Annotated in this window: 16 protein-coding genes; 11 read left to right on the top strand and 5 right to left on the bottom strand. The window is 72.4% G+C overall.

What is annotated here, in order from left to right; all coding sequences use genetic code 11:
- The first annotated feature begins 5 nt into the window (after nt 1-5).
- From ACBJ32_RS19920 to ACBJ32_RS19905, 4 genes are all read left to right on the top strand, one after another.
- Nucleotides 6-620: an anticodon-binding protein gene (locus ACBJ32_RS19920; RefSeq protein ID WP_375127973.1), complete on the top strand. Its 615-nt coding sequence runs from the start codon at nt 6-8 to the stop codon at nt 618-620.
- Between the two features lie 124 nt (nt 621-744).
- Nucleotides 745-2,127: a diaminopimelate decarboxylase gene (gene lysA / locus ACBJ32_RS19915; RefSeq protein WP_357875827.1), complete on the top strand. Its 1,383-nt coding sequence runs from the start codon at nt 745-747 to the stop codon at nt 2,125-2,127.
- The gene (locus ACBJ32_RS19910) at nt 2,124-3,413 is read left to right on the top strand and encodes a homoserine dehydrogenase (protein WP_375127972.1); all 1,290 of its coding nucleotides are present in this window, start codon (nt 2,124-2,126) and stop codon (nt 3,411-3,413) included. The genes lysA and ACBJ32_RS19910 overlap by 4 nt, the downstream gene beginning before the upstream one ends.
- A 33-nt stretch (nt 3,414-3,446) precedes the next feature.
- Nucleotides 3,447-3,908 (top strand): hypothetical protein, encoded by a 462-nt coding sequence (locus tag ACBJ32_RS19905; RefSeq protein WP_375127971.1) that lies wholly within the window; start codon nt 3,447-3,449, stop codon nt 3,906-3,908.
- A 355-nt stretch (nt 3,909-4,263) separates the two neighbouring features.
- Here the strand turns inward: ACBJ32_RS19905 and ACBJ32_RS19900 are convergent, their stop codons facing one another.
- Genes ACBJ32_RS19900 through ACBJ32_RS19885 form a run of 4 tightly spaced genes read right to left on the bottom strand, consistent with a single transcriptional unit; the run spans nt 4,264 to nt 9,828 of the window.
- Nucleotides 4,264-5,931 (bottom strand): glycosyltransferase, encoded by a 1,668-nt coding sequence (locus ACBJ32_RS19900; RefSeq protein ID WP_375127970.1) that lies wholly within the window; start codon nt 5,929-5,931, stop codon nt 4,264-4,266.
- Nucleotides 5,928-7,880 (bottom strand): glycosyltransferase, encoded by a 1,953-nt coding sequence (locus ACBJ32_RS19895; RefSeq protein ID WP_375127969.1) that lies wholly within the window; start codon nt 7,878-7,880, stop codon nt 5,928-5,930. Before ACBJ32_RS19895 ends, ACBJ32_RS19900 begins: the two co-directional genes overlap by 4 nt.
- Nucleotides 7,877-9,370, bottom strand: a complete 1,494-nt coding sequence (locus ACBJ32_RS19890) for a glycosyltransferase (protein ID WP_375127968.1) — start codon at nt 9,368-9,370, stop codon at nt 7,877-7,879. Before ACBJ32_RS19890 ends, ACBJ32_RS19895 begins: the two co-directional genes overlap by 4 nt.
- Entirely contained in the window at nt 9,367-9,828 is a 462-nt protein-coding gene (locus ACBJ32_RS19885; RefSeq protein WP_357875817.1) for a hypothetical protein, read from the bottom strand. Before ACBJ32_RS19885 ends, ACBJ32_RS19890 begins: the two co-directional genes overlap by 4 nt.
- Before the next feature lie 239 nt (nt 9,829-10,067).
- Between ACBJ32_RS19885 and ACBJ32_RS19880 the strand changes: the two genes are divergently transcribed.
- Both ACBJ32_RS19880 and ACBJ32_RS19875 read left to right on the top strand, forming a co-directional pair.
- Complete coding sequence (locus ACBJ32_RS19880; protein WP_375127967.1) at nt 10,068-11,207, top strand: glycosyltransferase family 2 protein; 1,140 nt, start codon at nt 10,068-10,070, stop codon at nt 11,205-11,207.
- Nucleotides 11,204-12,832 carry a glycosyltransferase family 2 protein gene (locus ACBJ32_RS19875; protein WP_375127966.1) on the top strand — a complete coding sequence of 543 codons (1,629 nt, stop codon included), beginning with the start codon at nt 11,204-11,206 and terminating at the stop codon, nt 12,830-12,832. The genes ACBJ32_RS19880 and ACBJ32_RS19875 overlap by 4 nt, the downstream gene beginning before the upstream one ends.
- Nucleotides 12,833-12,976: 144 nt before the next feature.
- Here the strand turns inward: ACBJ32_RS19875 and ACBJ32_RS19870 are convergent, their stop codons facing one another.
- Nucleotides 12,977-14,404 (bottom strand): glycosyltransferase, encoded by a 1,428-nt coding sequence (locus ACBJ32_RS19870; RefSeq protein ID WP_375127965.1) that lies wholly within the window; start codon nt 14,402-14,404, stop codon nt 12,977-12,979.
- 240 nt (nt 14,405-14,644) lie between these two features.
- Between ACBJ32_RS19870 and thrC the strand changes: the two genes are divergently transcribed.
- From thrC to ACBJ32_RS19845, 5 genes are all read left to right on the top strand, one after another.
- The gene (gene thrC, locus ACBJ32_RS19865) at nt 14,645-15,703 is read left to right on the top strand and encodes a threonine synthase (protein WP_375127964.1); all 1,059 of its coding nucleotides are present in this window, start codon (nt 14,645-14,647) and stop codon (nt 15,701-15,703) included.
- Between the two features lie 27 nt (nt 15,704-15,730).
- The gene (thrB, locus tag ACBJ32_RS19860; RefSeq protein ID WP_375127963.1) at nt 15,731-16,636 is read left to right on the top strand and encodes a homoserine kinase; all 906 of its coding nucleotides are present in this window, start codon (nt 15,731-15,733) and stop codon (nt 16,634-16,636) included.
- A gap of 457 nt (nt 16,637-17,093) precedes the next feature.
- Complete coding sequence (gene rho, locus ACBJ32_RS19855; RefSeq protein WP_375127962.1) at nt 17,094-19,181, top strand: transcription termination factor Rho; 2,088 nt, start codon at nt 17,094-17,096, stop codon at nt 19,179-19,181.
- Between the two features lie 164 nt (nt 19,182-19,345).
- On the top strand, nt 19,346-20,599 hold the full coding sequence (locus ACBJ32_RS19850; protein ID WP_375127961.1) for a sensor histidine kinase: 1,254 nt from the start codon (nt 19,346-19,348) through the stop codon (nt 20,597-20,599).
- 59 nt (nt 20,600-20,658) lie between these two features.
- Nucleotides 20,659-21,294, top strand: a complete 636-nt coding sequence (locus ACBJ32_RS19845) for a response regulator transcription factor (RefSeq protein WP_357875801.1) — start codon at nt 20,659-20,661, stop codon at nt 21,292-21,294.
- Nucleotides 21,295-21,336 lie beyond the last annotated feature (42 nt).

Genomic DNA, 21,336 nt, shown 5'->3' with positions numbered 1-21,336 from the left:
TCCCCGTGACACCTGGTGAGCTGGCCGGGGTGCTGGGCGAGCCGCCCGTGCCCGAGGGGACGTGGGAGCGCGAGGCCGTGTACGTCTCCGCCGCGGCCCTGCGCCGCCGCCTGCCCGCCGGGGAGCTCGCCGCCCGGGTGCGGGAGCTCGACGGGGTGGCCGCCGTGGAGGTCCGGGGACAGGGTTTCCTGCGGATCGTCCTGACCGAGCCTGTCGTGGACCTGGAGCCCGTGGCCGTCCCCTTCGAGCCCGCCTGGCCGGACTTCCCGCGCACCTGGGACAACCCCGGGTTCGTGGTGCGGTACGGGCACGCGCGCGCCTGTGCCGTGCGGAGGTGGGCCGGGCAGCTCGGGGTGCCGGCGGGGTTCCGGCCCGAGGAGCTGTCCGACCGGTACCACCGGCGGGTGCTGCGTGTGCTGGCCGAGCTGCCGGGGAGGCTGGCCGGCCGGGAGCCGGGGTGGGAGAGTTTTCTCCTGCGGCTCGCGCTCGCCTACCACGACGCGCACGAGCGGGCGCCCGCCGTTCCGGTGGGGGACGAGGAGCCGGGGCCGGTGCACGCGGCGCGGGTGCGGGTGGCGGACGTGGTCGGCAAGGTGCTGCCAGGCCCCGACCGGTTGTAACGTGTCACAAAATATCCGGCTAAACGGCGAAAAAACGTAAAAATATCCCTTCTGGGGCTTGATCGCGTCTCGATACGTGGGCAGAGGGTCATGGCGTACTGGCGCTTCCGATAGCCTCGATCGGGTGAGTCGATTCGCCCATCCCGCCGGGGACCGGCACGCCGAGATGCTGCCCCAGGAGCGCCCGCCGCTGGCGCCCGCCGACCTCAATCGGATCAACCCCGCGATCTGGCCCCGAACGTCGTCCCGGGCCGATGGCGCGCTCACGGTCGGCGGTGTGGACGTTCGCGACCTGGCCCGCGACCACGGCACGCCGCTCTACGTCCTCGACGAGGACGACGTGCGCTCGCGCATGCGCGACTACGCCACGGCGTTCGCCGGCTCCGAGGTCCACTACGCCGGCAAGGCGTTCCTGTGCAAGGAGATGGTGCGCTGGTTGCAGGCCGAGGGCCTCGGGCTCGACGTGGCCAGCAACGGCGAGCTGGCGGTCGCGCTGAGCGTCGGCTTCCCCGCCGAGCGCATCACCATGCACGGCAACAACAAGTCCGTCGCCGAGCTCACCAGGGCGCTGGAGGCCGGGGTCGGGCACATCGTGGTCGACTCCTTCGACGAGATCGCCAGGCTCGGCTACCTCGCCGAGCAGCACGGCAAGCGGCCCAAGGTGATGATCAGGGTCACCACCGGGGTCGAGGCGCACACCCACGAGTTCATCGCGACGGCGCACGACGACCAGAAGTTCGGCTTGTCGCTGAACACGGGGGCGGCGGCCGAGGCGGTGCGCCGGATCCTGGCCCTGCCCCAGCTGGAGCTCGTCGGGCTGCACTCGCACATCGGCTCCCAGATCGTCGACACGGCCGGGTTCGAGGTGGCCGCGCGGCGGCTGACCGCGCTGCTCGTGCAGATCAAGGACGAGCACGGCGTGGTGCTGCCCGAGCTCGACCTCGGCGGCGGCTACGGCATCGCCTACGTCGAGGGCGACGAGGCCCCCGACATCAAGGAGCTGGCCGACGGCCTGCGCGAGATCGTCTCCAAGGTGTGCAAGGACGCCGGCCTGCCCGTGCCCCGCCTGACCGTCGAGCCGGGCCGCACCGTCGTCGGCCCCGGCGGCATCACGCTCTACGAGGTCGGCACGATCAAGGACGTCGAGGGGCTGCGCACGTACGTGAGCGTCGACGGCGGCATGAGCGACAACGTGCGCACGGCGCTCTACGGCGCCGAGTACACCGCCGCGCTCGCCAGCCGGGCCAGCGAGGCCGAGCCCATGCTCAGCCGCCTGGTCGGCAAGCACTGCGAGAGCGGCGACATCATCGTGCGCGACTTCTACCTGCCCGCCGACCTCGCCCCCGGCGACCTGATCGCCGTGGCCGCGACCGGCGCCTACTGCCGCTCGCTGGCCAGCAACTACAACTACCTGCCCAGGCCCGCCGTGGTCGCCGTCTCCGGCGGCGTCTCCCGGGTGATCGTGCAGGGCGAGACCGAGGACGACTTGTTGAGGGGGCAGCTGTGAAACCGCTGAAAGTGGCTCTTCTGGGCTGCGGAGTCGTCGGCTCGCAGGTCATCAGGCTCATGCACGAGCAGGCCGACGACCTGGCCGCCCGCGTCGGCGCGCCGCTGGAGCTGGCCGGGGTCGCCGTGCGCCGCCTGGGCCGCAAGCGCGACATCGACGTCGATCCCGCGCTGCTGACCACCGACGCCGAGTCGCTGGTCACCCGCGACGACGTGGACATCGTGATCGAGGTCATCGGCGGCATCGAGCCGGCCCGCTCGCTGATCGTCGCCGCCCTGTCCAGGGGCAAGTCGGTCGTCACCGCCAACAAGGCGCTGCTGGCCGAGGACGGCGCCACCCTGCACGAGGCCGCCCGGACGGGCAACGGCGACCTGTACTTCGAGGCCAGCGTGGCCGGCGCCATCCCGCTGCTGCGCCCGCTGCGCGAGTCGCTGGCCGGCGACCACGTCAAGCGGGTGCTCGGCATCGTCAACGGCACCACCAACTACATCCTCGACAAGATGGACTCCACGGGCGCCTCCTTCACCGACGCCCTGGAGGAGGCGCAGACGCTCGGCTACGCCGAGGCCGACCCGACGGCCGACGTCGAGGGCTTCGACGCCGCCGCCAAGGCCGCCATCCTGGCCGGGCTCGCCTTCCACAGCCGCGTCCGCGCCGACGAGGTGCACCGCGAGGGCATCACCGAGATCACCGCCACCGACGTGGCCTCCGCCAAGGCCATGGGGTACGTCATCAAGCTGCTGGCCATCTGCGCCCGCTCCGACGACGGCCGCTCCTTCGGCGTGCGGGTGCACCCGGCGATGATCCCGCGCTCCCACCCGCTGGCGGGGGTGCGCGAGGCGTACAACGCGGTCTTCGTGGAGGCGGAGTCGGCGGGCCAGCTCATGTTCTACGGCAAGGGCGCCGGCGGCGCCCCCACCGCCTCGGCCGTCCTCGGCGACCTGGTGGCCGTCGGCCGCAACCGCCTGGCGGGCACCCGCGGCCCCGACGAGTCGACGTACGCCGACCTGGCCGTGCACCCGATGGGCGAGACCGTCACCCGCTGCCACGTGGCCCTGGACGTCGCCGACAAGCCGGGCGTGCTGGCGCAGGTGGCGGAGCTGTTCGCCAAGCACGACGTCTCGATCCAGACCGTCCGCCAGGAGGGCCGCGGCGACGACGCCCAGCTCGTCATCGTCACCCACCGCGCCACGGACGCCGCGCTGTCGGCGACGATGGCGGGGCTGCGGGAGCTGGACATCGTACGGGCCGTGGCGAGCGTCATGCGGGTGGAGGGCGACGAGTAGGCGATTGACTTCGGTCCGAAGTACCGTCGTCGCGTGACTACGCCGGCGGTTCCCTTCAGCGATCTCTCCAAGCATTCCAAGGAGGTCGCCGAAACGGTCAGCCGCGCGCATCGCGTGCACATCAGGCGGCGTGACGGGGAGGATCTCTACCTCACGACCGCCCGGCACGACCGGGAGCGGGAGGAGACCGCGAGTGTCGTGGCCCACCTGCTCTCGGCGCTCGTCATGAGCGACGAAGGCGTCCGGGCCGTCGAGCACGCGCTTCCCGCCGTGTTCTCGTGGACCCGGCACCTCTCAGCGGAGGAACAGCGAGAGTTCGTCCGGGACCTCGTCGCCGCCACCAAGGACGCTGTGGAGCTGGATGTCCACGCCACCCTGCACAGGGTGATCGCCGAGTGGCGGGCGACCGCCCGCATCCTGGCCGATCCGACCCTGACTGCCCACCTCACCCGCCCCCTACCGGACGAGGACCATGGTGAGGTGCTCGCGCCGTGAGCCCGAAGCGCGGGGACGATGTGGCGCCTCCCCCGATCGGCGACGAATGGCGCCTGCGGTTCGCCACGAACGAAGCAGCCAAGGGACGGGCGGCATTGTGCACGGAGGCCCCGGGAAATGCCCGCCGGTGTTACGAGGCGCTGCGGAACGACCCGATTTCCATGGACAACCCCGATCGGCGGCATCGGTTGCGAGGCCGACTGGCCACCGCCAGTCTTGGCGGGCGTGACCTGCCGCATTGGGAGTTCGAGGTCACCTCTGGCGGACGTGTGAGATACCTAGTCGACACGGACCGGCGCACCGTGCACTTCGTGTACGCGGCCGACCGGCACCCGAAGGACACGGACGCGTAGGGCTAGTCGCCGGGGAAGGCCAGGTTGCGGACGCGGCGCACGGCGCGCTTCAGCACCGTCCGGTTCCGCTCCCTGGCCAGCCGCACCGCCTCCTGGCGCCAGGCCTCGGCCTTCTCACGCCACCGCGCCGCGTCCCGGCCGTTCTTGCCCGCCGCCCTGCGCGCCTGCGCGAGCTCGGCGCGCAGCGCGGCCACGCGCTTGCGGTAGCGGGCGAGCTCCTGCTCGTGCCTGGCCGTGAGGACCGCCACCTCCGACGGCGGGCGCCTGCGCGGCGGGTAGACGGCGGGACGGCGCCTGAAGCCCCACGTCTCCCCGTCCACCCACTCCAGCCCGAACAGGGCGTCGACGAGGTCGTCCAGGTGCTCGCCCGGCCCGGCCACCAGGGCGGCGCGGGACAGGGCCGCCGTGCGGTCCAGGCGGGCGGTCGTGACGCCGTCCGCGGTCTCCTCAAGGACGACGCACAGCGTGCCCGAGTCGTGCTCCTCCAGGTACGCCACCAGGCGTTCCACGGTGTCCTTCGACACGACCCAGCCCGGCGGGACCGACAGCCGGAACGGCGCCGTGCCCGTGGGGGGCGGGCTGAAGTGCACCCGGGGGTCGTGCTCGAAGGCGGCGTGGACGAGCCGGAGGTCGAGGTGGGGGTCGGCCAGGGGGGAGCGCCGCTCGGGGGTGAGCAGTTCCCAGGGGCCGGTGACGGTGACCCTGACGTCGGGCAGCGAGCCGGCCAGAAGGGAGTCCACCGTGGCCCGCACGTCCTCGTAGGCGCCCTCGGACACCGTCACGTCCACGTACGGCACCAGCCACTGCCGCCCCGCGTCCGTCCGCAGGTAACGCCGGTACGGCACCCGGTCGGCGACGTACGGATCGTTGTACCGCTTCAGCGCCCCGTGGTCGCGCATCGCCGTGGGCAGCCCGAGGTGCCACGCCCTGGACTCGGGGTCGGGCACGTACACGGCGCCCGCCTGCGTGAGCCGGTAGCCCAGCTCCGTGTCCTCGGCCAGCACCAGGGACGTGTCCATGCCGCCGGCCGAGCGCAGCAACGCCGCCGGGTACGACACCGTGGCCCCCACGTGGATCCTGGTGGCCAGGGAGCTGGGCGCGGTACGCAGGCCGTCGTGGTCGTGGATGATCTGCTCGGCCCAGTCGTGGCGGTGCGGCGACAGGGGGAAGAGCCGCTCCTCGGCGCCTTCCGCCAGCGCGGCCACGACCTGCTCGGGCGCGGGCAGCGGGCCGGGGCCGGTGAAGTCGATCCAGCCCAGCGCCACCACGTACGGGGCCAGGTGGTGCCAGCGGAGCTGGGCCTCCACGTGCCGGCGGTGCGGCACCATGTCGGCGTCCAGCACGAACACGACCTCGCCCGTCGCCGCGTCGAGCCCCGCCTGCACCGCCCACGCGCGCCCCCAGCCGCCCGGCGGGCTGGAGATCAGCTTGGTCCTGGCGGGGGCCAGGTCCGGCAGGTACAGCGGCGTGGCGCTGCCGTCGTCCACGACGATGACGTCGAGCAGGTGCTCGGGGTAGCTCTGCGCCGACAGGGCCGCGAGCGTGAGGTTCAGCGTCTCCTGGCGGTCGTGGGCCGGGATCACGACGGTGACCGTGAGCGTGGGCTCCCACTCGCCCAGCGCGGGCGGGCTCAGCACGCCGAAGTCGTTGTGCGGGATGCGCGGGATCACGAAAGGGGGCTCCCGTCGAGCGCCATCAGCGCGTTCGGCCGGAAGCCGCGCCACTGCCGCCTGTTGCGCTGCAGGAACGTCCCGAGCGGCTCCTGCCAGGTGTGGTTGGCCGCGGGGCCCCTGCGCAGGATGTACCCGAGCCCGTGCGTACGGTAGATCTGCCCGCCCGCCGCCTGCAGCGCCTCCTGGAACTGCGTGTCCACCGAGCGCGGCAGCGGCCGGAACCCGCCCACGGCCTGGAACGCCGACCGCTCGACGAGGATCGTCCCGCCCGCCACGAAGCTGGTGATCTGCTCGGTGATCTGATGGCGGTGCACGGTGACGTCGATGGAGGACAGGTAGACGAACTCCGGCACCGTGCCGACCACCTGCGCCCCCGAGTACGCGTGCGCCAGCAGCAGATCGGCCAGGAAGTCGGGCCCGTACCAGTCGTCGTCGTCCATCTTCAGCAGGAACGACCCGGAGGCCCTGGAGGCGGCGTCGTTCAGCACCTCGCCGAAGACGGCCCGCCGGTCGGCCTCGAACACGGTCAGCGGCCCCTCGAAAGCGGCGATCGCCGCCGCCACGTCCGGATGCCCCTTCGGCACGCCGTGCAGCGCGAGGACCACCTCCAGCCCGGCGCCGCGCTGGCGGGCGATCTGGTCGAGCGCGAAGGACACCATGTCGGTGCGGCGGGTGGCCAGCAGGACCGACGTGAGCGGGGGAGCGGGCGCGGGCGCGCCGAGCTGCTCCCACCGGGCGGCCACCCCGTGGGTGCGCAGCGCGGCGCGGCGCAGCCGGATGCTGTGCTCCTCCCGCCGCAGGTCGTCCGAGAGGTCCGGCTCGCCGGTGAGCAGCTCGACGAGCTCGCCGCCGAGCGCGCCGGCCCAGCGCGGCACCGTGCCGGCCACCAGGGGCACCCCGGCGGCGCTCAGCCCGGCCAGCACCCGTACGGCCGTCAGCGGGCCGCTGTGCGCGTGCCGCCAGTCCACCTCGACGCCCCTGATCTGGCGCAGCCTGGCCACATCGGCGTCGGTCACGCCGCCCGACTCGGCGAACGACGTCACGACCTTCCCGTCCAGCACCACCGACCAGCGCCCGTCGCGCTCGGCCAGCGACGCCATGCCGCGCGACGGGGTGGTGACGAAGCCCTGCGGGTTCACCAGCCGCTCGTCCACCGGCGGGATCATCGACGGCTCGGCGAGCACGTCGGGGTCGGCCAGCGGCGAGTCCGTCATGCCGGGGCGGCCCAGCCGCTCCCAGCTCAGGGACTCCAGCGCGGGCCGTTCGATGGGCGTCTCGGCTCCGGCCCATCCGGTCTGCGTGGCCGTGGCGGGCTCGCCGCCGTGACGCGGGCCGGGTTCAGGCCCCAGGGCGTCCGCCGTCAGCGTGCGCAGGACCACGTCGGAGCCGGGAGCGCCCACGCGCTCGGGGACGGGGCCGCTCACCTCGGCGGGTGTCGCGTTCGGGTCACCCGGCCGCCAGTCGGCCGCGCCGACGCCCGCGATGGCCGCCGCCGGCGCCGCGATCACGTCGAGGCGGTGCCCGGCGAACGCCCGGGCCGTGGCCGTCACCGTACGGCCGGCGGGCGTGGCGGCGGAGAAGCGCGCGTCCACCACCCAGACCCGGTTCTTCGGCTGGTACACCCGCAGGTCCGTCAGCGCCCGCCACCGGTGCGCCGGGGTGGGCGTGGGCACGGGGGCGGGGTGCGCGGGCGGCGTGTCGAGCACGGCGACGACCACCCGCTCGGCCTGCGGCAGCAGCTTGTGCAGGGTGGCGACCCTGCGCAGGTCGGAGGGGGTCCTGGCGAGCACGAGCACCTCCCGGGAGCGCTCCGGCTCCGCGTGCGGCTCCAGCAGGTCCCGGTCCAGGTCCACCGCGCCGTCCCGGCCGTGCAGGTGCTCGACGTCGTCGATCCCGGCGAAGAACACCCGTGCCTCGCGCAGGTCCGCCAGCAACCGCTCGATCATCCGGCGCTCCGCAGATGGCGCATGATCGTGTTCAGCGGACCGCGCGGCTCCTGCTCGTCAGGCGGCTCGGCGAGCCGCTCGACCTCGGCGGACAGCCGTTCCACCCGGGCCTTCAGCTCCTTGATCTCGGCCAGCCGCTGCCCGGCCAGCGCCCGCCACTTGGCGGGCTCCCCGGACAGGGGCTCGGCCTCGTCCGCGGGGACGACGCCGTACTCGTCGCCGCTGACCCACTCCGACCCGAACATCTCGTCCACCAGGTCGTCGGCCCCGCCGGGGAACAGCGCGGCGCGGGCGAAGGCGGCCGTGCGCTCCAGCCGGGCGGCCACGACCCCGCCAGGGCTCTCCGCGAGCGCCACGCAGACCAGGCCCAGCAGGTCACGGTCGGCGTGCTTGACGAGCCTGGCGAGCGAGTCGGCCCCCAGCACCCATCCGGCGGGCAGCGTGACCAGGAAGGGGGCGGGCGCCGCCGAGGCAGGCATGCCCTCCGCGAACTCGACCCGCGGCTCGTGCGCGTACAGGTTGTGCAGGAGGCGCAGCTCCAGCAGGGGGTCGTCGAGGTTCGAGCGCCGCTCGCCGGTCAGCTTGCTCCAGGGGCCGACGAGGGTGACCGCCGCGTCGGTGAGCGTGCCCGCGAGGGCCGAGTCCACGGTGGCGCGCGTCTCCTCGTACGTCGTGGCGGCCACCGCCACCCGCACGTACGGCACCAGCCACTGCCGGCGCGGATGCGCGCGCAACCAGCGCAGGTCGGGGATCAGGTCGCCCAGATAGGACCAGTTGTGCCGGTGCACCTCCCGCTCCCGCAGCATCACGGTGGAGGGCCCGACGTGCCACGCCCTGGCCTCGGCGTCGGGGATGAACACCGCGCCCGCCTGGGCCAGCCGGTAGCCGAGCTCGGTGTCCTCGGCCATGTTCAGGGAGGCGTCCACGCCGCCGGCGGCGCGCAGCAGCTCCGCACGCACGGAGGAGGAGGCGCCGGTGTGCAGCAGGTACGGGTTCGTCCCGGCGTCCTTGAGCCTCCTGGTGGACTCCAGGATCTTCCTCGTGTACTCCGTCTGGACGCCCTCCTCGCCGGGCGCGTCCACGAACCGCGTGTCACCGATCACCACGGCGTAGTCGATCAGGTGGTGCCAGCGCATGTGCGCCTCGAGGTGGTCGTCGGCGAGGATCATGTCGGAGTCCAGCCAGTGGATCACGTCGCCGGTGGCCGCGAGCTGCCCGGCCTGCCTGGCCGCGCCGCGTCCCCACCCGTCGGCCACCCGTACGACCCGCGCACCCGGCACCCGCAGCGGCGGCTCGCTGCCGTCGTCGGCGACGATCACCTCGACGAGCTCGGCCGGGTACGTCTGCCGCGCCAGCGCGGGCACCGTGCGATCGAGCGCCTCCTGGCAGTCGTAGGCCGGGATGACCACCGACACCTTCAGCGTGGGCCGCCACGTGCCGGGCTCCGGCGGACGCAGCACGCCGTAGTCGTTGTGCCTGATCCGGGTCATACGGGGTCCTTGGCCAGACCTCTGACTTGTTCGCGCAGCTCCGCCACCTCGTGCGCCCGCGCCATGGCGTTGACCCGGTCCTCGCCGAGCGAGGCCAGGATCGCGCCGAGGTCGTCGGCCCGCCGCGCGGCGGAGTCCTCGACGGCCTGCACCAGCACGTCCAGCCTGGTCTCGATGTTCTTCAGCGCGGCGGTGGTCCTGGCCAGCTCGGCCTCGTGCTTCTTGATCCGCAGGTCGATGCGGTGCGCCTTGCCGTCCAGGCGGCGCACGGTGAGGACGAGCAGGGCGAGTGCGGCCAGCGAGATCATGAACGCCACGGCGGCCGCCGCGGCGCCGAGCGTGATCAGGTCGGCGAGTACGAGGAGCGCGAGCACGCCGAGGGCCAGTGCTGCGAGGGGTGCGGCGGTCGCTGCCAGGCGGCGGGGCGAGAGCATCCGCGCATACCTTTCGTCGTTCACGGCTTGCAGGACATCGGAGGCTTCACGGACATCAGGGGAGTATTGACACCTTATTCAACATTGGCAACCAGCGCGCCATAAGTTCGCCAAGGTTCCCAGCGAATCATCAGGCTCAGAACCTGCGCAGGGCCGCGCGGAGCGGGTGTCCTGCCGAATCTGGCATGCGCGTCTACTAGTCAGTAAAACGGGCGTAAGGTAGGCGCCGATCACCTCTCGAACGGTCAAGGAGCGCACCACCCATGTCCGTCACCCCTTGCGGCTTCACGCGTACGCCGGAGAAGGGGCTGGCCCGCCTGCACTGGGGCGACAACGGCTGGGCCGTGGAGGGCCAGCCGCTCGACGTGCCCGCGCTGCGCCCGCTGCGCGGCCTGGAGATCGAGTGGCCCGACGGGCGGGTCCCGCTCGACGGCCTGCTCGATCTGGCCGCCGCCGGGGTGCCGCTGACGGCGGGTCACGCGCCGCCGTGGGTGCCGGAGGACCTCGCGGCGCTGCTCACCGACCGCGACTGGCTCGGTCACGCCGCCGACGGCACCGTGCGCTCGCCGGCCGACCTGCGGCGCGAGGAGCACAGCGTACGCCTGCGCCGCCTCGCCCACCCCGTCGCCGCCCCGCAGGTCAGCATCGTCATGGCGACCAAGCGGCCCGCCCTGGCCGGCCAGGCGCTGGCCCAGATGGAGCGCCAGCGGGACGTGCGCGCGGAGGTGCTGCTGGGATTGCACGGGGTGCGCCACGAGCAGGTACGCGAGGCGGTCTCGGCCTGCTCGCTGCCCGTGCGGTGGATCGAGGCGGACGCGTCCGTGCCGTTCGGCGAGGTGCTCAACCGGGCCGCGGCGCTCGCGAGCGGCGACTACCTCGCGAAGTGGGACGACGACGACTGGTACGGCCCGCGGCACCTGGCCGACCTGTTGATGGCGATGTCCTACGCCGGGGCCGACGTGGTGGGCACCACGGCCGAGTTCTTCTACCTGGAGCCGCTCAAGGCGACGGTCAGGCGGACGACGTTCGCGAGCGGGGCGAGTTATCCGAGCGAGGTCTGGGCCGATCATGTGGCCGGTGGCACGATCCTGGTGCCCCGGGCGAAATTCCGTGAAATAGGCGGATTTCCTGGATTGCCGCGAGCGGTGGATCTTGAATTTCTGAAGGCGGCGCAAAAGGCAGAAGCGCGCATCTACCGGACTCACGGGCTCGGTTACGTCCTGCGCCGCGGCCTCAGCGCCGACCACACCTGGCAGCTCCCGCTGGCCCACTTCCTCAAGGTGGCCGCGAACCAGTGGCGCGGTTTCCGCCCCAGCCTGCTGATGGAAACCGACGGCATGCCGACGGCGGCGGCTCCCAGCCTTCCGGCGCCGGCCTTGAGCGTGCCGATGGAAGCCGCATGACCTCACGTGTCAGGGTGCGCGGGAACGACTACCGGGTGCTCGTCCCCGACGAGCACTTCACACCCCGGCTGACGGTCAGCGTCGTCATCCCGGCCTACGGCGGGCAGGACAAGCTCGACCTGGTGCTCGCGGCGCTGGCCAGGCAGACGTACCCGGCCGAGCTCACCGAGATCCTCGTCGTCGACAACGGCAGCTCACCGCCCCTGCGCCTGCCCGCGGGCACCGCCGCCCGGCTGATCGGCTGCGACCGGCCGGGCCGGGCCAGCGCCCGCAACGCCGGCCTGGCGCAGGCCACGGGCGACGTCATCCACTGGCTCGACTCCGACGTGGTGCTCACGCCCGGCGCCATCGAGGCCCACATGCGCTGGCACCACGCGGCGCCGTACCTCGTCGTCACCGGCTACATCCGCTTCACCGGCGCCGACCTCCCCGCCGAGCTCCCCGGCGACCTCGCCGGACACTTCGAGCCCGCCGAGCCGCACGCCTGGATCGTGGACCTCGTCGAGCGCACCGACGGCCTCACCGACAACCCGCAGCGCCCCTTCAGCCTGCACGTCGGAGGCGCCACCTCCGTCAACGCCCGGCTCATCGAGGCCGCCGGGCCCATGGACGAGGAGCTGATACTCGGCCAGGACACCGAGATGGGCTACCGGCTGGGACAGGCGGGCGCCGTCTTCGTCCCCGAGCCCGCAGCCCGTGCCTACCACCTCGGCCCGACCATGCGCATGCGCGACAAGCAGCCCATCGACCGGGTCAGCCACGCGTTCGTCGCCGACCGCATCCCTGCCTACCGCTGGCTCAGAGGGCATCCCGGGCGGCAGTGGAAGGTCCCGTACGTCACGGTCGTCGTGGACGGGACCCGCGGCTACGACGCCGTCCGCACGACGGTCGACGCCGTGCTCGCCGGCACGGTCCCCGACGTGTCGGTACTGCTCGTCGGCCCCTGGTCCACGCTCGACCGCGACCGCCGCGCCCCCCTCCTGGACCCGAACCTGGAGCTGGTGCTGGTCCACGGGCACTACCTGCACGAGGGCCGCGTACGCCTGGCCGAGACGGCGGACGTGGACCCGGCCGTGCCCTTCGTCCTCCACCTGCCCACCGGCTGGGCGCCCGGCGAGGACACCCTCGCCCGCCTGCTCGACCTGGCCCGCGACGACGCCTTGGGCCTGGTCAACGTGCTCCTCCACGAAACCTCCTCCGACGGCGTCGTGGCGGCCCGCCTGGAACGCACCTCCGCCTTCGCCAGGGCCCGCCTCGTCGCGGCGGACGGCGAGGACCTGGACGACGTGGTGGACGAGGTGTCCGGCGTCTCGTGGGTCGAGGGCGAGACGTACGGCTTCACCACCTCACCTGGGGTTGCGCAGGGGCGGCGCGGGGCGTACCGGGCCCGGGCGGAGGCCGAGGCGGAGGCCGCCAGGCTCGCCAAGGAGGCCGAACGGCTGCGCGCGCAGGTGGCCAAGTGGCGCGAGGAGGCCGGACGGTGGCGCAAGTCCACCGTGGAGCTGCGCCGCGAGGTGGGCGCCCTGCGCCGCCAGCTCGCCGCCGTCAACCGAGCCCAGCAGGGTCTGCGCACACTGGTCTCCACCACCATGAAACGCGCCCTCCGCAAACGCCTGCGCGGCTGACCCGCCCACCGCCCACCGCCCACCGAGCGCACCGACGCGTGAGGCTTGGCGTGCGCGCGAGCCGCCTGCGCACCATCACCCCCGCGCACAAAGGCTCCCCACGCCACAAGCCCCTCCAACGCAAAAGCGCGCCGAGGGAAACCGTCAGTTGGGACGCAGAGCGGACTTCAGGCGGCGGAACAGCGAGTTCTCCGCACTCTCCGCACTCTCCACAGACACCGCAACAGGCCCGGACGCAGCGGCAGGCGCAGACGGCGGGGCGGGGATGGTGACCGGTTCGGGCTGGGCGGGAGCGGGCCAGAAGCGGTCGGGAGGTTCGTGACGGACACCGTGCGTGGCGGAGATGACCTCGTCCAGGTCGTCCCCGGGCGAGGTGAGCAGGCACGCGCGCCCCAGAGCCGAGGTGCGTTCGAGGCGGGCCGTACGCCCGTCCGGCAGGTCCACGATCAGCACCCCGGCGAGATCCTTCTGGACCGACTCGATCATGCGCTCCAGCGTCGCCCGGTGCAGCGGCACGTCCACCGGCCCCCGGTAGCGGAACGGGGTCGGCGCCGGGGTCGGGGCGGCCTCGTCGATGAGGCGGATGCGTTCGTCGTTGGCGAACAGATCACGCATGAGCCGCAGCTCGAAGCACGGGTCCGACAGGCCGAAGCGCTGCCCGGACGAGAGCCGCGACCACGGCCCCACCAGCGTCACCACGATGTCCTGCAGCTTGCCGTCGAGGGCCGCCGCCACCGCCTGCCGCACCACCGACTCGCTGGTGTCGGTGACGTCGAGCACGACCTCCACGTACGGCACCAGCCACCGCCGCCCCCGGTCCTTGCGCAGGTCCCTGCGCAGCGGGATCCGGTGCGCCAGGTACGGCTCCACGGCCCGCACGGCCCGCTCCCGGTCGCGGTGCTGCGAGGGCAGCCCCAGGTGCACGGCCTGGGCGTCCAGGTCGGGCACGAAGACGACCCCGTGCATGGCCAGCCGGTAGGAGAACTCGGTGTCCTCGCCGCGGATCACGGTCGGGTCGAGACCGCCCACGGCGTGGAAGACCTCCCTGGGAAGGGCGAAGGTCGGGCCCGTGCACACGTGGTACGGGTTGCGGCTCTTGCGTAGCCCGTCGGTCTTGGCGATGGTCGCCTCGGTCGAGCTGGGCACGGCGGTGTCCAGGTCGAACAGCTCTCCCAGGTGTCCCGCCCGGAAGACCTGGTCAGGAGTGACGTGCGGCGGCTCGACGAACTTCTTCATCCCGATCGTGACCAGGTAGTCGGTCACGTGGTGCCATCGGGCCAGCGCCTCGATGTGCTCGCGGCAGGCCACCATGTCGGAGTCGAGCCGCTGGATGATCTCGCCGTCGGCGGCCTTCGCGCCGGTGTTGACGGCGTTGGAGATGCCCCAGCCGTCCTCCACCCGTACGAGACGGGTGTTGACGGGGCGGATCTCCGGCAGCCGGATCGGTGGCCGGCTGCCGTCGTCGACGACCAGGACCTCCAAGAGGTGCGCCGGGTACGTCTGTGCGGCCAGCGCCGCCAGCGTCAGGTCGAGCTTGTCCTGCCCGCCGTGCGCGGGTACCACCACGCTCACGGAAAGGGCGGGTGACCAGGCGCCGAGCTGCGGTGCCGCCACTGGTGAAAAGTCGTTCTGCCTCAGAGCAGGACGCGCGTTCATGGTCGTGACCCCCTGCCGAGACCCTATCGGGAGATGCTGAGTATTTCCTGAATAGTGCTCCTGTCTAACCATCAAGTCCGACTCGTGGACACCGCTCCGCGACACGTGCGCGCACCCCGTACACTCGGTGCCCAACAGCGCAGGTAGGGAGTCATCATGAGCAGGTCGTGGCGTGGCCTCATCGAGGAGTACCGCGAGCGTCTTCCGGTCACCGCGAAGACGCCGGTCATCACGCTGCTCGAAGGCGGTACGCCGCTGGTGCCCGCGCACCGCGTCTCGGCCCTCACGGGGTGTGACGTCTACCTGAAGGTCGAGGGGGCCAACCCGACGGGCAGCTTCAAGGACCGCGGGATGACGATGGCCATCAGCAAGGCCGTCGAGGAGGGGGCCAAGGCGGTCATCTGCGCCTCCACCGGCAACACCTCGGCCTCCGCCGCCGCCTACGCCGTGCGTGCGGGGCTGACCTGCGCCGTGCTGGTGCCGCGGGGGAAGATCGCCATGGGCAAGCTGGCCCAGGCGCTCGTTCACGGGGCCACGCTGCTGCAGGTGGAGGGGTCGTTCGACGACTGTCTGGAGATGACCCGCAAGCTGTCGTCCAGCTACCCGATCGCGCTGGTCAACTCCGTCAACCCGTTCAGGCTGCAGGGGCAGAAGACGGCGGCGTTCGAGATCGTCGACACGCTCGGTGACGCGCCCGACATCCACTGCATCCCGGTGGGCAACGCCGGCAACATCTCGGCGTACTGGATGGGTTACCAGGAGTACGCGGACGACGGCGTGTCGACGAAGCGGCCGCGCATGTTCGGCTTCCAGGCCAGCGGGGCGGCGCCCATCGTCGCAGGCGCGCCGGTCGCGCACCCGCACACCATCGCCACCGCGATCCGCATCGGCAACCCCGCCTCCTGGTCGCTGGCCACCGCGGCCCGCGACGATTCGGGCGGGCTCATCCAGGCGGTGACCGACCGGCAGATCGCGGCCGCGTACAAGCTGCTCGCGCAGGAAGAGGGCGTGTTCGTGGAGCTGGCTTCGGCCGCCAGCGTCGCGGGGTTGCTGCAGGCCCACGCGCAGGGCATGGTTGAGGCGGGGCAGCGCATCGTGTGCACGGTCACGGGCAACGGGCTGAAAGACCCTGACTGGGCCATTTCGGGGGCACCGGCGCCGGTGGTCATCCCCATCGACGTCCACGCCGCCGCGGCGGCGCTCAACCTCGCCTGACGGGGAGTGACGAGGAAAAGTGAACGAATGAGGACCGTTGACATTCGCGTGCCCGCGACGTCGGCGAACCTGGGGCCGGGTTTCGACGCGCTCGGGCTCGCGCTGGGCCTCCACGACGACGTACGCGCCACGCTCACCGGCGAACGCGGCGTGCACGTCACCGTGGAGGGCGAGGGCGCGGGGGAGGTGGATTCCGGCGAGGGGCACCTGGTCGTCAAGGCCATGCGGATGGCGTTCGACCGCATGGGCGTGCCTCAGCCGGAGGGCATACACCTGCACTGCCGCAACCGGATCCCGCACGCACGGGGGCTGGGATCGTCGTCGGCGGCCGTGTGCGCGGGCATCCTCGCCGCGCGCGCTTTGGCTGATAGCGAACTTTCCGACGGCGACGTGTACGCGCTGGCCACCGAGATGGAAGGGCATCCCGACAACGTCGCCCCCTGCCTGGCCGGCGGGCTGACCATCTCGTGGTCCGACCACGACGGGCTGCCGCATATGGTGAAACTGGCTCCCGACCAGCGCATCCGTCCGGTCGCCGTCGTTCCGTCGACGCGGCTGTCCACGGAGGCCGCGCGGGGGCTGCTGCCGAAGGACGTGCCCCACAAGGACGCCTCCTTCAACGCCGGCAGGGCCGCGTTGCTGATCGCCGCGCTGACCCGGATGCCTGAGCGAGAGCTGCTGCTCGCCGCCACAGAAGACCGCCTCCACCAGCAATACCGCGCGCCTGCGATGAGGGCGAGCGCGGATCTGGTAGAACGTCTCCGTGCAGTGGGCGTGCCCGCGGTCGTTTCGGGAGCGGGTCCCACGGTTCTTGCGTTTTCGACATCGGATACGCAGGATTTGATCGCGCCAGAAGTGGGTAATGACTGGCACATCCAGCAAATGGACGTCGACCCGGTTGGTGCGAACGTTCAGTTCCCCGAGACACGCTGATGCCTCTTTAGACCTTCAGGGAATAGCCGTGTGCGCTGGTGATGTTAGGCTGATAGCCGCACCAGATGCCCCCTTGGTGGGTGCGTGCTTGTCAGCCACACATCGCTGCATCATGCTTCACGTCGCGAGGCGGAAGCAGCGCGGCTGTCTCCCCGGAATCCGTTGCCTCCGGTTGGCCCACACCCGGTTGGCTCGACGTGAGGTGGCGACGACGGGGATCTGCGCGTTCGAATCACATCGACATCTGGTTGGCGACAGCAATCTGGGGGGTGTCAGCCACGCGCCAAGGGCCATCGGCGGCGTGGAAGAACCCCTCCCCAAGAGTGGCGGCCGTCTCCATCGACAGCCGAAGATCGCAAAGTGCACCCCGACCCGGTCTGTCCCGCCGGATCGCAAGCACCTCCGGGACGCCCGGAAGAACAAATCCGGCGCCCGACCCCTGGGAAGGACCTTTTAGTTGAGCGACACCACCGAACTCCTCTCCGACGCATCAGGCGCTGAGCCCGCGTCCGGCGACACCCCCACCCGCGCCGCGGCCAAGCCGCGTGCGCGTCGCTCCGGCACCGGCCTGTCCGCCAAGGTGCTGCCCGAGCTGCAGAAGATGGCAGCGGAGCTGGGCATCAGCGGGACCGGGCGCATGCGGAAGAGCCAGCTCATCGCGGCCATCCAGGAGAAGCAGGGTGGCGGTTCCGGAGACGGCGCACCCACTGCCGCGGCTGTGACCGAGGCGCCCGCGGCGACCTCGACGGAGGCGGCGCCCGCGGCCGAGCGGCCCACCCGTACGCGCAGGGAACGTTCCCGCACCAAGCCCGCCGACAAGCCCGCTGAGGAGACCGCTCCGCAGCCCGCTGCGGCGCAGGCCCCCGAGCCCGTGGCCGTCGCGCCGGAGCCGGTCGCCGCCGCCCAGGCGGAGCCCGTCGTGGAGCAGCAGGCACAGGCGGAGACGCAGCAGGGCGAGTCGCGCTCCGAGCGCGGCGAGAGCCGGCGCGAGCGCCGCAGCCGTGGCGAGCGCCGCGAGCGCGGCGACCGCGGCGACCGCGGCGGCGACCGCGGTGAGGGCGGCCGCGCCGAGAGCAGCCGTGACGGAGCGCGCGACAGCGCCCGTGACGGGGCCCGCGACAGCGCCCGTGACGGGGCCCGTGATGGGGCCCGCGACGGCGGCCGTGACGGTGGCCGCGATGGCCGCGATGGCCGCGACGGCCGCGACGGCCGCGACGGCGGCCGTGGCGAGCAGCGCGACCGCATCGCCGCCGACACCGGCAGCCGTGGCGACCAGCGTGGCGACCAGCGCGGCGGCGGGGACGACGACGATCGTGGCGGGCGTGGCCGCAGGGGCCGCTTCCGCGAGCGCAACCGCGGCCGCGGCCGCGAGCGTTACGAGACGGGCGAGCCCGTCATCGGCGACGACGACGTGCTCATCCCGATCGCCGGCATCCTCGACATCCTCGACAACTACGCGTTCGTCAGGACCAGCGGTTACCTGCCGGGCAGCAACGACGTCTACGTCTCGCTGGCCCAGATCCGCCGCAACGGCCTGCGCAAGGGCGACGTCATCACCGGCGCCGTCAGGCAGCCGCGCGAGGGCGAGCGGCGCGAGAAGTTCAACGCCCTGGTCCGCCTCGACACCGTCAACGGCATGGACCCGGAGCAGGCCCGCAACCGGCCCGACTTCAACAAGCTGACGCCGCTCTACCCGCAGGAGCGCCTGCGCCTGGAGACCGAGCCGAACATCCTCACCACGCGGATCATCGACCTCGTCTCGCCGATCGGCAAGGGCCAGCGCGGCCTCATCGTCTCCCCGCCCAAGGCCGGTAAGACGATGGTGCTGCAGTCCATCGCCAACGCGCTCACCCGCAACAACCCCGAGTGCCACCTCATGGTCGTGCTCGTGGACGAGCGGCCGGAAGAGGTCACCGACATGCAGCGGTCGGTCAAGGGCGAGGTCATCCACTCGACCTTCGACCGTCCCGCCGAGGACCACACCACGGTCGCCGAGCTCGCCATCGAGCGCGCCAAGCGCCTGGTGGAGCTGGGTCACGACGTGGTCGTCCTGCTCGACTCGATCACCCGTCTCGGCCGCGCCTACAACCTGGCCGCGCCGGCGTCCGGGCGCATCCTGTCGGGTGGTGTCGACTCCACGGCGCTCTACCCGCCGAAGCGGTTCTTCGGCGCCGCCCGCAACATCGAGAACGGCGGCTCGCTGACGATCCTCGCCACGGCCCTGGTCGAGACCGGGTCCAAGATGGACGAGGTCATCTTCGAGGAGTTCAAGGGCACCGGCAACATGGAGCTCAAGCTCAACCGGTCCCTGGCCGACAAGCGCATCTTCCCCGCGGTGGACGTCGACGCGTCCAGCACGCGTAAGGAAGAGATCCTCATGGCCAAGGAGGAGCTGCAGATCGTCTGGAAGCTGCGGCGCGTCCTGCACGCGCTCGACATGCAGCAGGCGCTGGAGCTGCTCCTGGAGAAGATGAAGGAGACGAAGTCCAACGCGGAGTTCCTCCTGCAGGTCCAGAAGACCACGGTGAGCAACGACCGCGACTAGCGGCCGCGCGTGCGTGAGGGGGTGGCAGGTTCGCCTGCCGCCCCCTTTCGCGTCCCTGGGGAACGGGGTGGGGGGAACGGGGTGGGGCTAGCCCCACCCCCGCAACGGTTGCTCGCTGTATTCCCCTGCCACCGCCGCCGGGGCACGCTTGCAGCATGCGAACGGTGGCGTTGAAGGACCGCGTGCCGTTGGGCCCCTGGGGCCCGCTCGGCGTGCTGGTGGATCCGATGACGTGGCGCGCGGCGCCCTACCTGCTGGTCAGCGGGGCGATCGGGCTGTTGTGGTACCTCGTGCTGGCCCTCACGATCCCGAGCTCGCTCGTGCTCTCCGCCGTGTGGGTGGGCGTGCCGCTGTCGATCGCGACCGTGCTGCTGTGGCGCGGCGGGGCCCGGCTGGAGCGGCGGCTGCTGCGGCTGGCGTTCGGGATCGGCATCGCCGACCCGTACCGGCCGCGTCCCGAGCGCGGGCTCGGCGCGCACGTGCAGTGGCTGCTGAAGGACCCGGCGACCTGGCGGGACCTGGGGTACCTGCTCATGCTGCTGCCGCTGGGGTTCGTCGAGGCCGTGGTGTCGTTCGCGATGTGGATGGGGACGGCCGGGCTGCTGCTGGCCCCCGTCCTGTACCCGCTGGAGCAGGGGGCGGACGGCAGCGGATACTTCGTCGAGGACTGGGCGGGGGCCTGGGTCGCCGGCATGTTCGGCGTGCTGCTGCTGGTGCTGAGCGCGTACCTGGCCAGGGGGATGGCCTGGCTGCACGGGACGCTGGCGACGGTGCTGCTCGGCGGCGGCGAGGAGGAGCGGCTGCGGGCCAGCAGGGCTCGCGGCATCGACGCGGCCGAGGCCGAGCGGCGCAGGATCGAGCGCGACCTGCACGACGGCGCCCAGCAGCGGCTGCTGTCGGTGGCGGTGGACCTGGGGCGGGCGCAGTCGAAGTTCGACAGCGACCCGGAGACCGTCAGGGAGCTCATCGCGCAGGCCCACGCCGGCACCAAGGCGGCCATCGCCGAGCTGCGCAACCTCGCCAGAGGCATCCACCCGGCCATCCTGAGCGACCGCGGGCTGGACGCGGCCCTGTCGGGGCTGGCGGCGCGGGCGCCGATCAGGGTGGACGTGTCGGTCGAGCTGGACGAGCGGCCGCCGCCCGCGGTGGAGAGCATCGCGTACTTCATCGTGGCCGAGTCGCTGGCCAACATGGCCAAGCACTCCGCCGCCACCGAGGCCTCGGTCGCGGTCATCAGGGATCGCCGGGGCGTGGTCGTGGACGTGTGGGACAACGGCATCGGCGGCGCCGCGGTCGTCCCCGGCGGCGGCCTGGCCGGGCTGGCCGATCGGGCGGCCACCATCGACGGCATGCTCCTGGTGCACAGCCCCATGGGCGGCCCCACGATCGTCCGCGCGGAGCTGCCGTGCGAGTGGTAGGCGCGCAGGAGCGCCGCCCGCGGTTGACCGCCGGACATCGCCGACTGTAAGCCTGGGCCATGCGCGTGGTCATCGCGGAGGACTCGGTACTGCTGCGTGAGGGGCTGGCGCGGCTGCTGGCCGACGGGGGCATCGAGACGGTGGCGGCCGTCTCCGACGGCCCCGCGCTGGTGGGCGCCGTGGCCGAGCACGAGCCCGACCTGGCGATCGTCGACGTGCGCATGCCGCCCACCCACACCGACGAGGGGCTGCGGGCGGCCCTGCAGGTACGGGCGGCCCGGCCCGACTTCCCGATCCTGGTGCTGTCGCAGTACGTCGAGGAGCGCTACGCCGGAGACCTCATCGGCAGGGCCGTCGGATACCTGCTGAAGGAGCGGGTGGCGGACGTGGCGGAGTTCCTCGCCGCGGTGCGGCAGGTGGCGGCGGGTGGCACGGTCATCGACCCCGAGGTGGTCGTGCAGCTGCTCAGCCGCCAGCGCCGCGGCGCGCCGCTGGACTCGCTGTCGCCCCGCGAGCGCGAGGTGCTCGCCCTGATGGCCGAGGGCCGCTCCAACACCGCCATCGCCGGCCGTCTGGTCGTCACGGAGGGTGCCGTGGAGAAGCACATCTCCGGAATCTTCGCCAAGCTGGCGCTGGGTCCGGCGCCTGAGGACCACCGGCGGGTGCTGGCCGTCCTGACGTACCTGGGACGCTGATCGACGGGAATGACCGATGGCCTGGGATGGTTACACGATCTG

This window comes from Nonomuraea sp. GTA35 (assembly GCF_041950525.1).
Taxonomy (GTDB): Bacteria; Actinomycetota; Actinomycetes; order Streptosporangiales; family Streptosporangiaceae; genus Nonomuraea.
This window is presented reverse-complemented; position numbering and strand designations above follow the sequence as displayed.

Bases quoted from the DNA above. Each gene is read 5' to 3' on its own strand.
- ACBJ32_RS19895 (WP_375127969.1), bottom strand. From the start codon at position 7,880: ATGATCGAGCGGTTGCTGGCGGACCTGCGCGAGGCACGGGTGTTCTTC.
- ACBJ32_RS19890 (WP_375127968.1), bottom strand. From the start codon at position 9,370: ATGACCCGGATCAGGCACAACGACTACGGCGTGCTGCGTCCGCCGGAG.
- ACBJ32_RS19880 (WP_375127967.1), top strand. From the start codon at position 10,068: ATGTCCGTCACCCCTTGCGGCTTCACGCGTACGCCGGAGAAGGGGCTG.
- ACBJ32_RS19875 (WP_375127966.1), top strand. From the start codon at position 11,204: ATGACCTCACGTGTCAGGGTGCGCGGGAACGACTACCGGGTGCTCGTC.
- thrC (WP_375127964.1), top strand. From the start codon at position 14,645: ATGAGCAGGTCGTGGCGTGGCCTCATCGAGGAGTACCGCGAGCGTCTT.
- thrB (WP_375127963.1), top strand. From the start codon at position 15,731: ATGAGGACCGTTGACATTCGCGTGCCCGCGACGTCGGCGAACCTGGGG.
- ACBJ32_RS19845 (WP_357875801.1), top strand. From the start codon at position 20,659: ATGCGCGTGGTCATCGCGGAGGACTCGGTACTGCTGCGTGAGGGGCTG.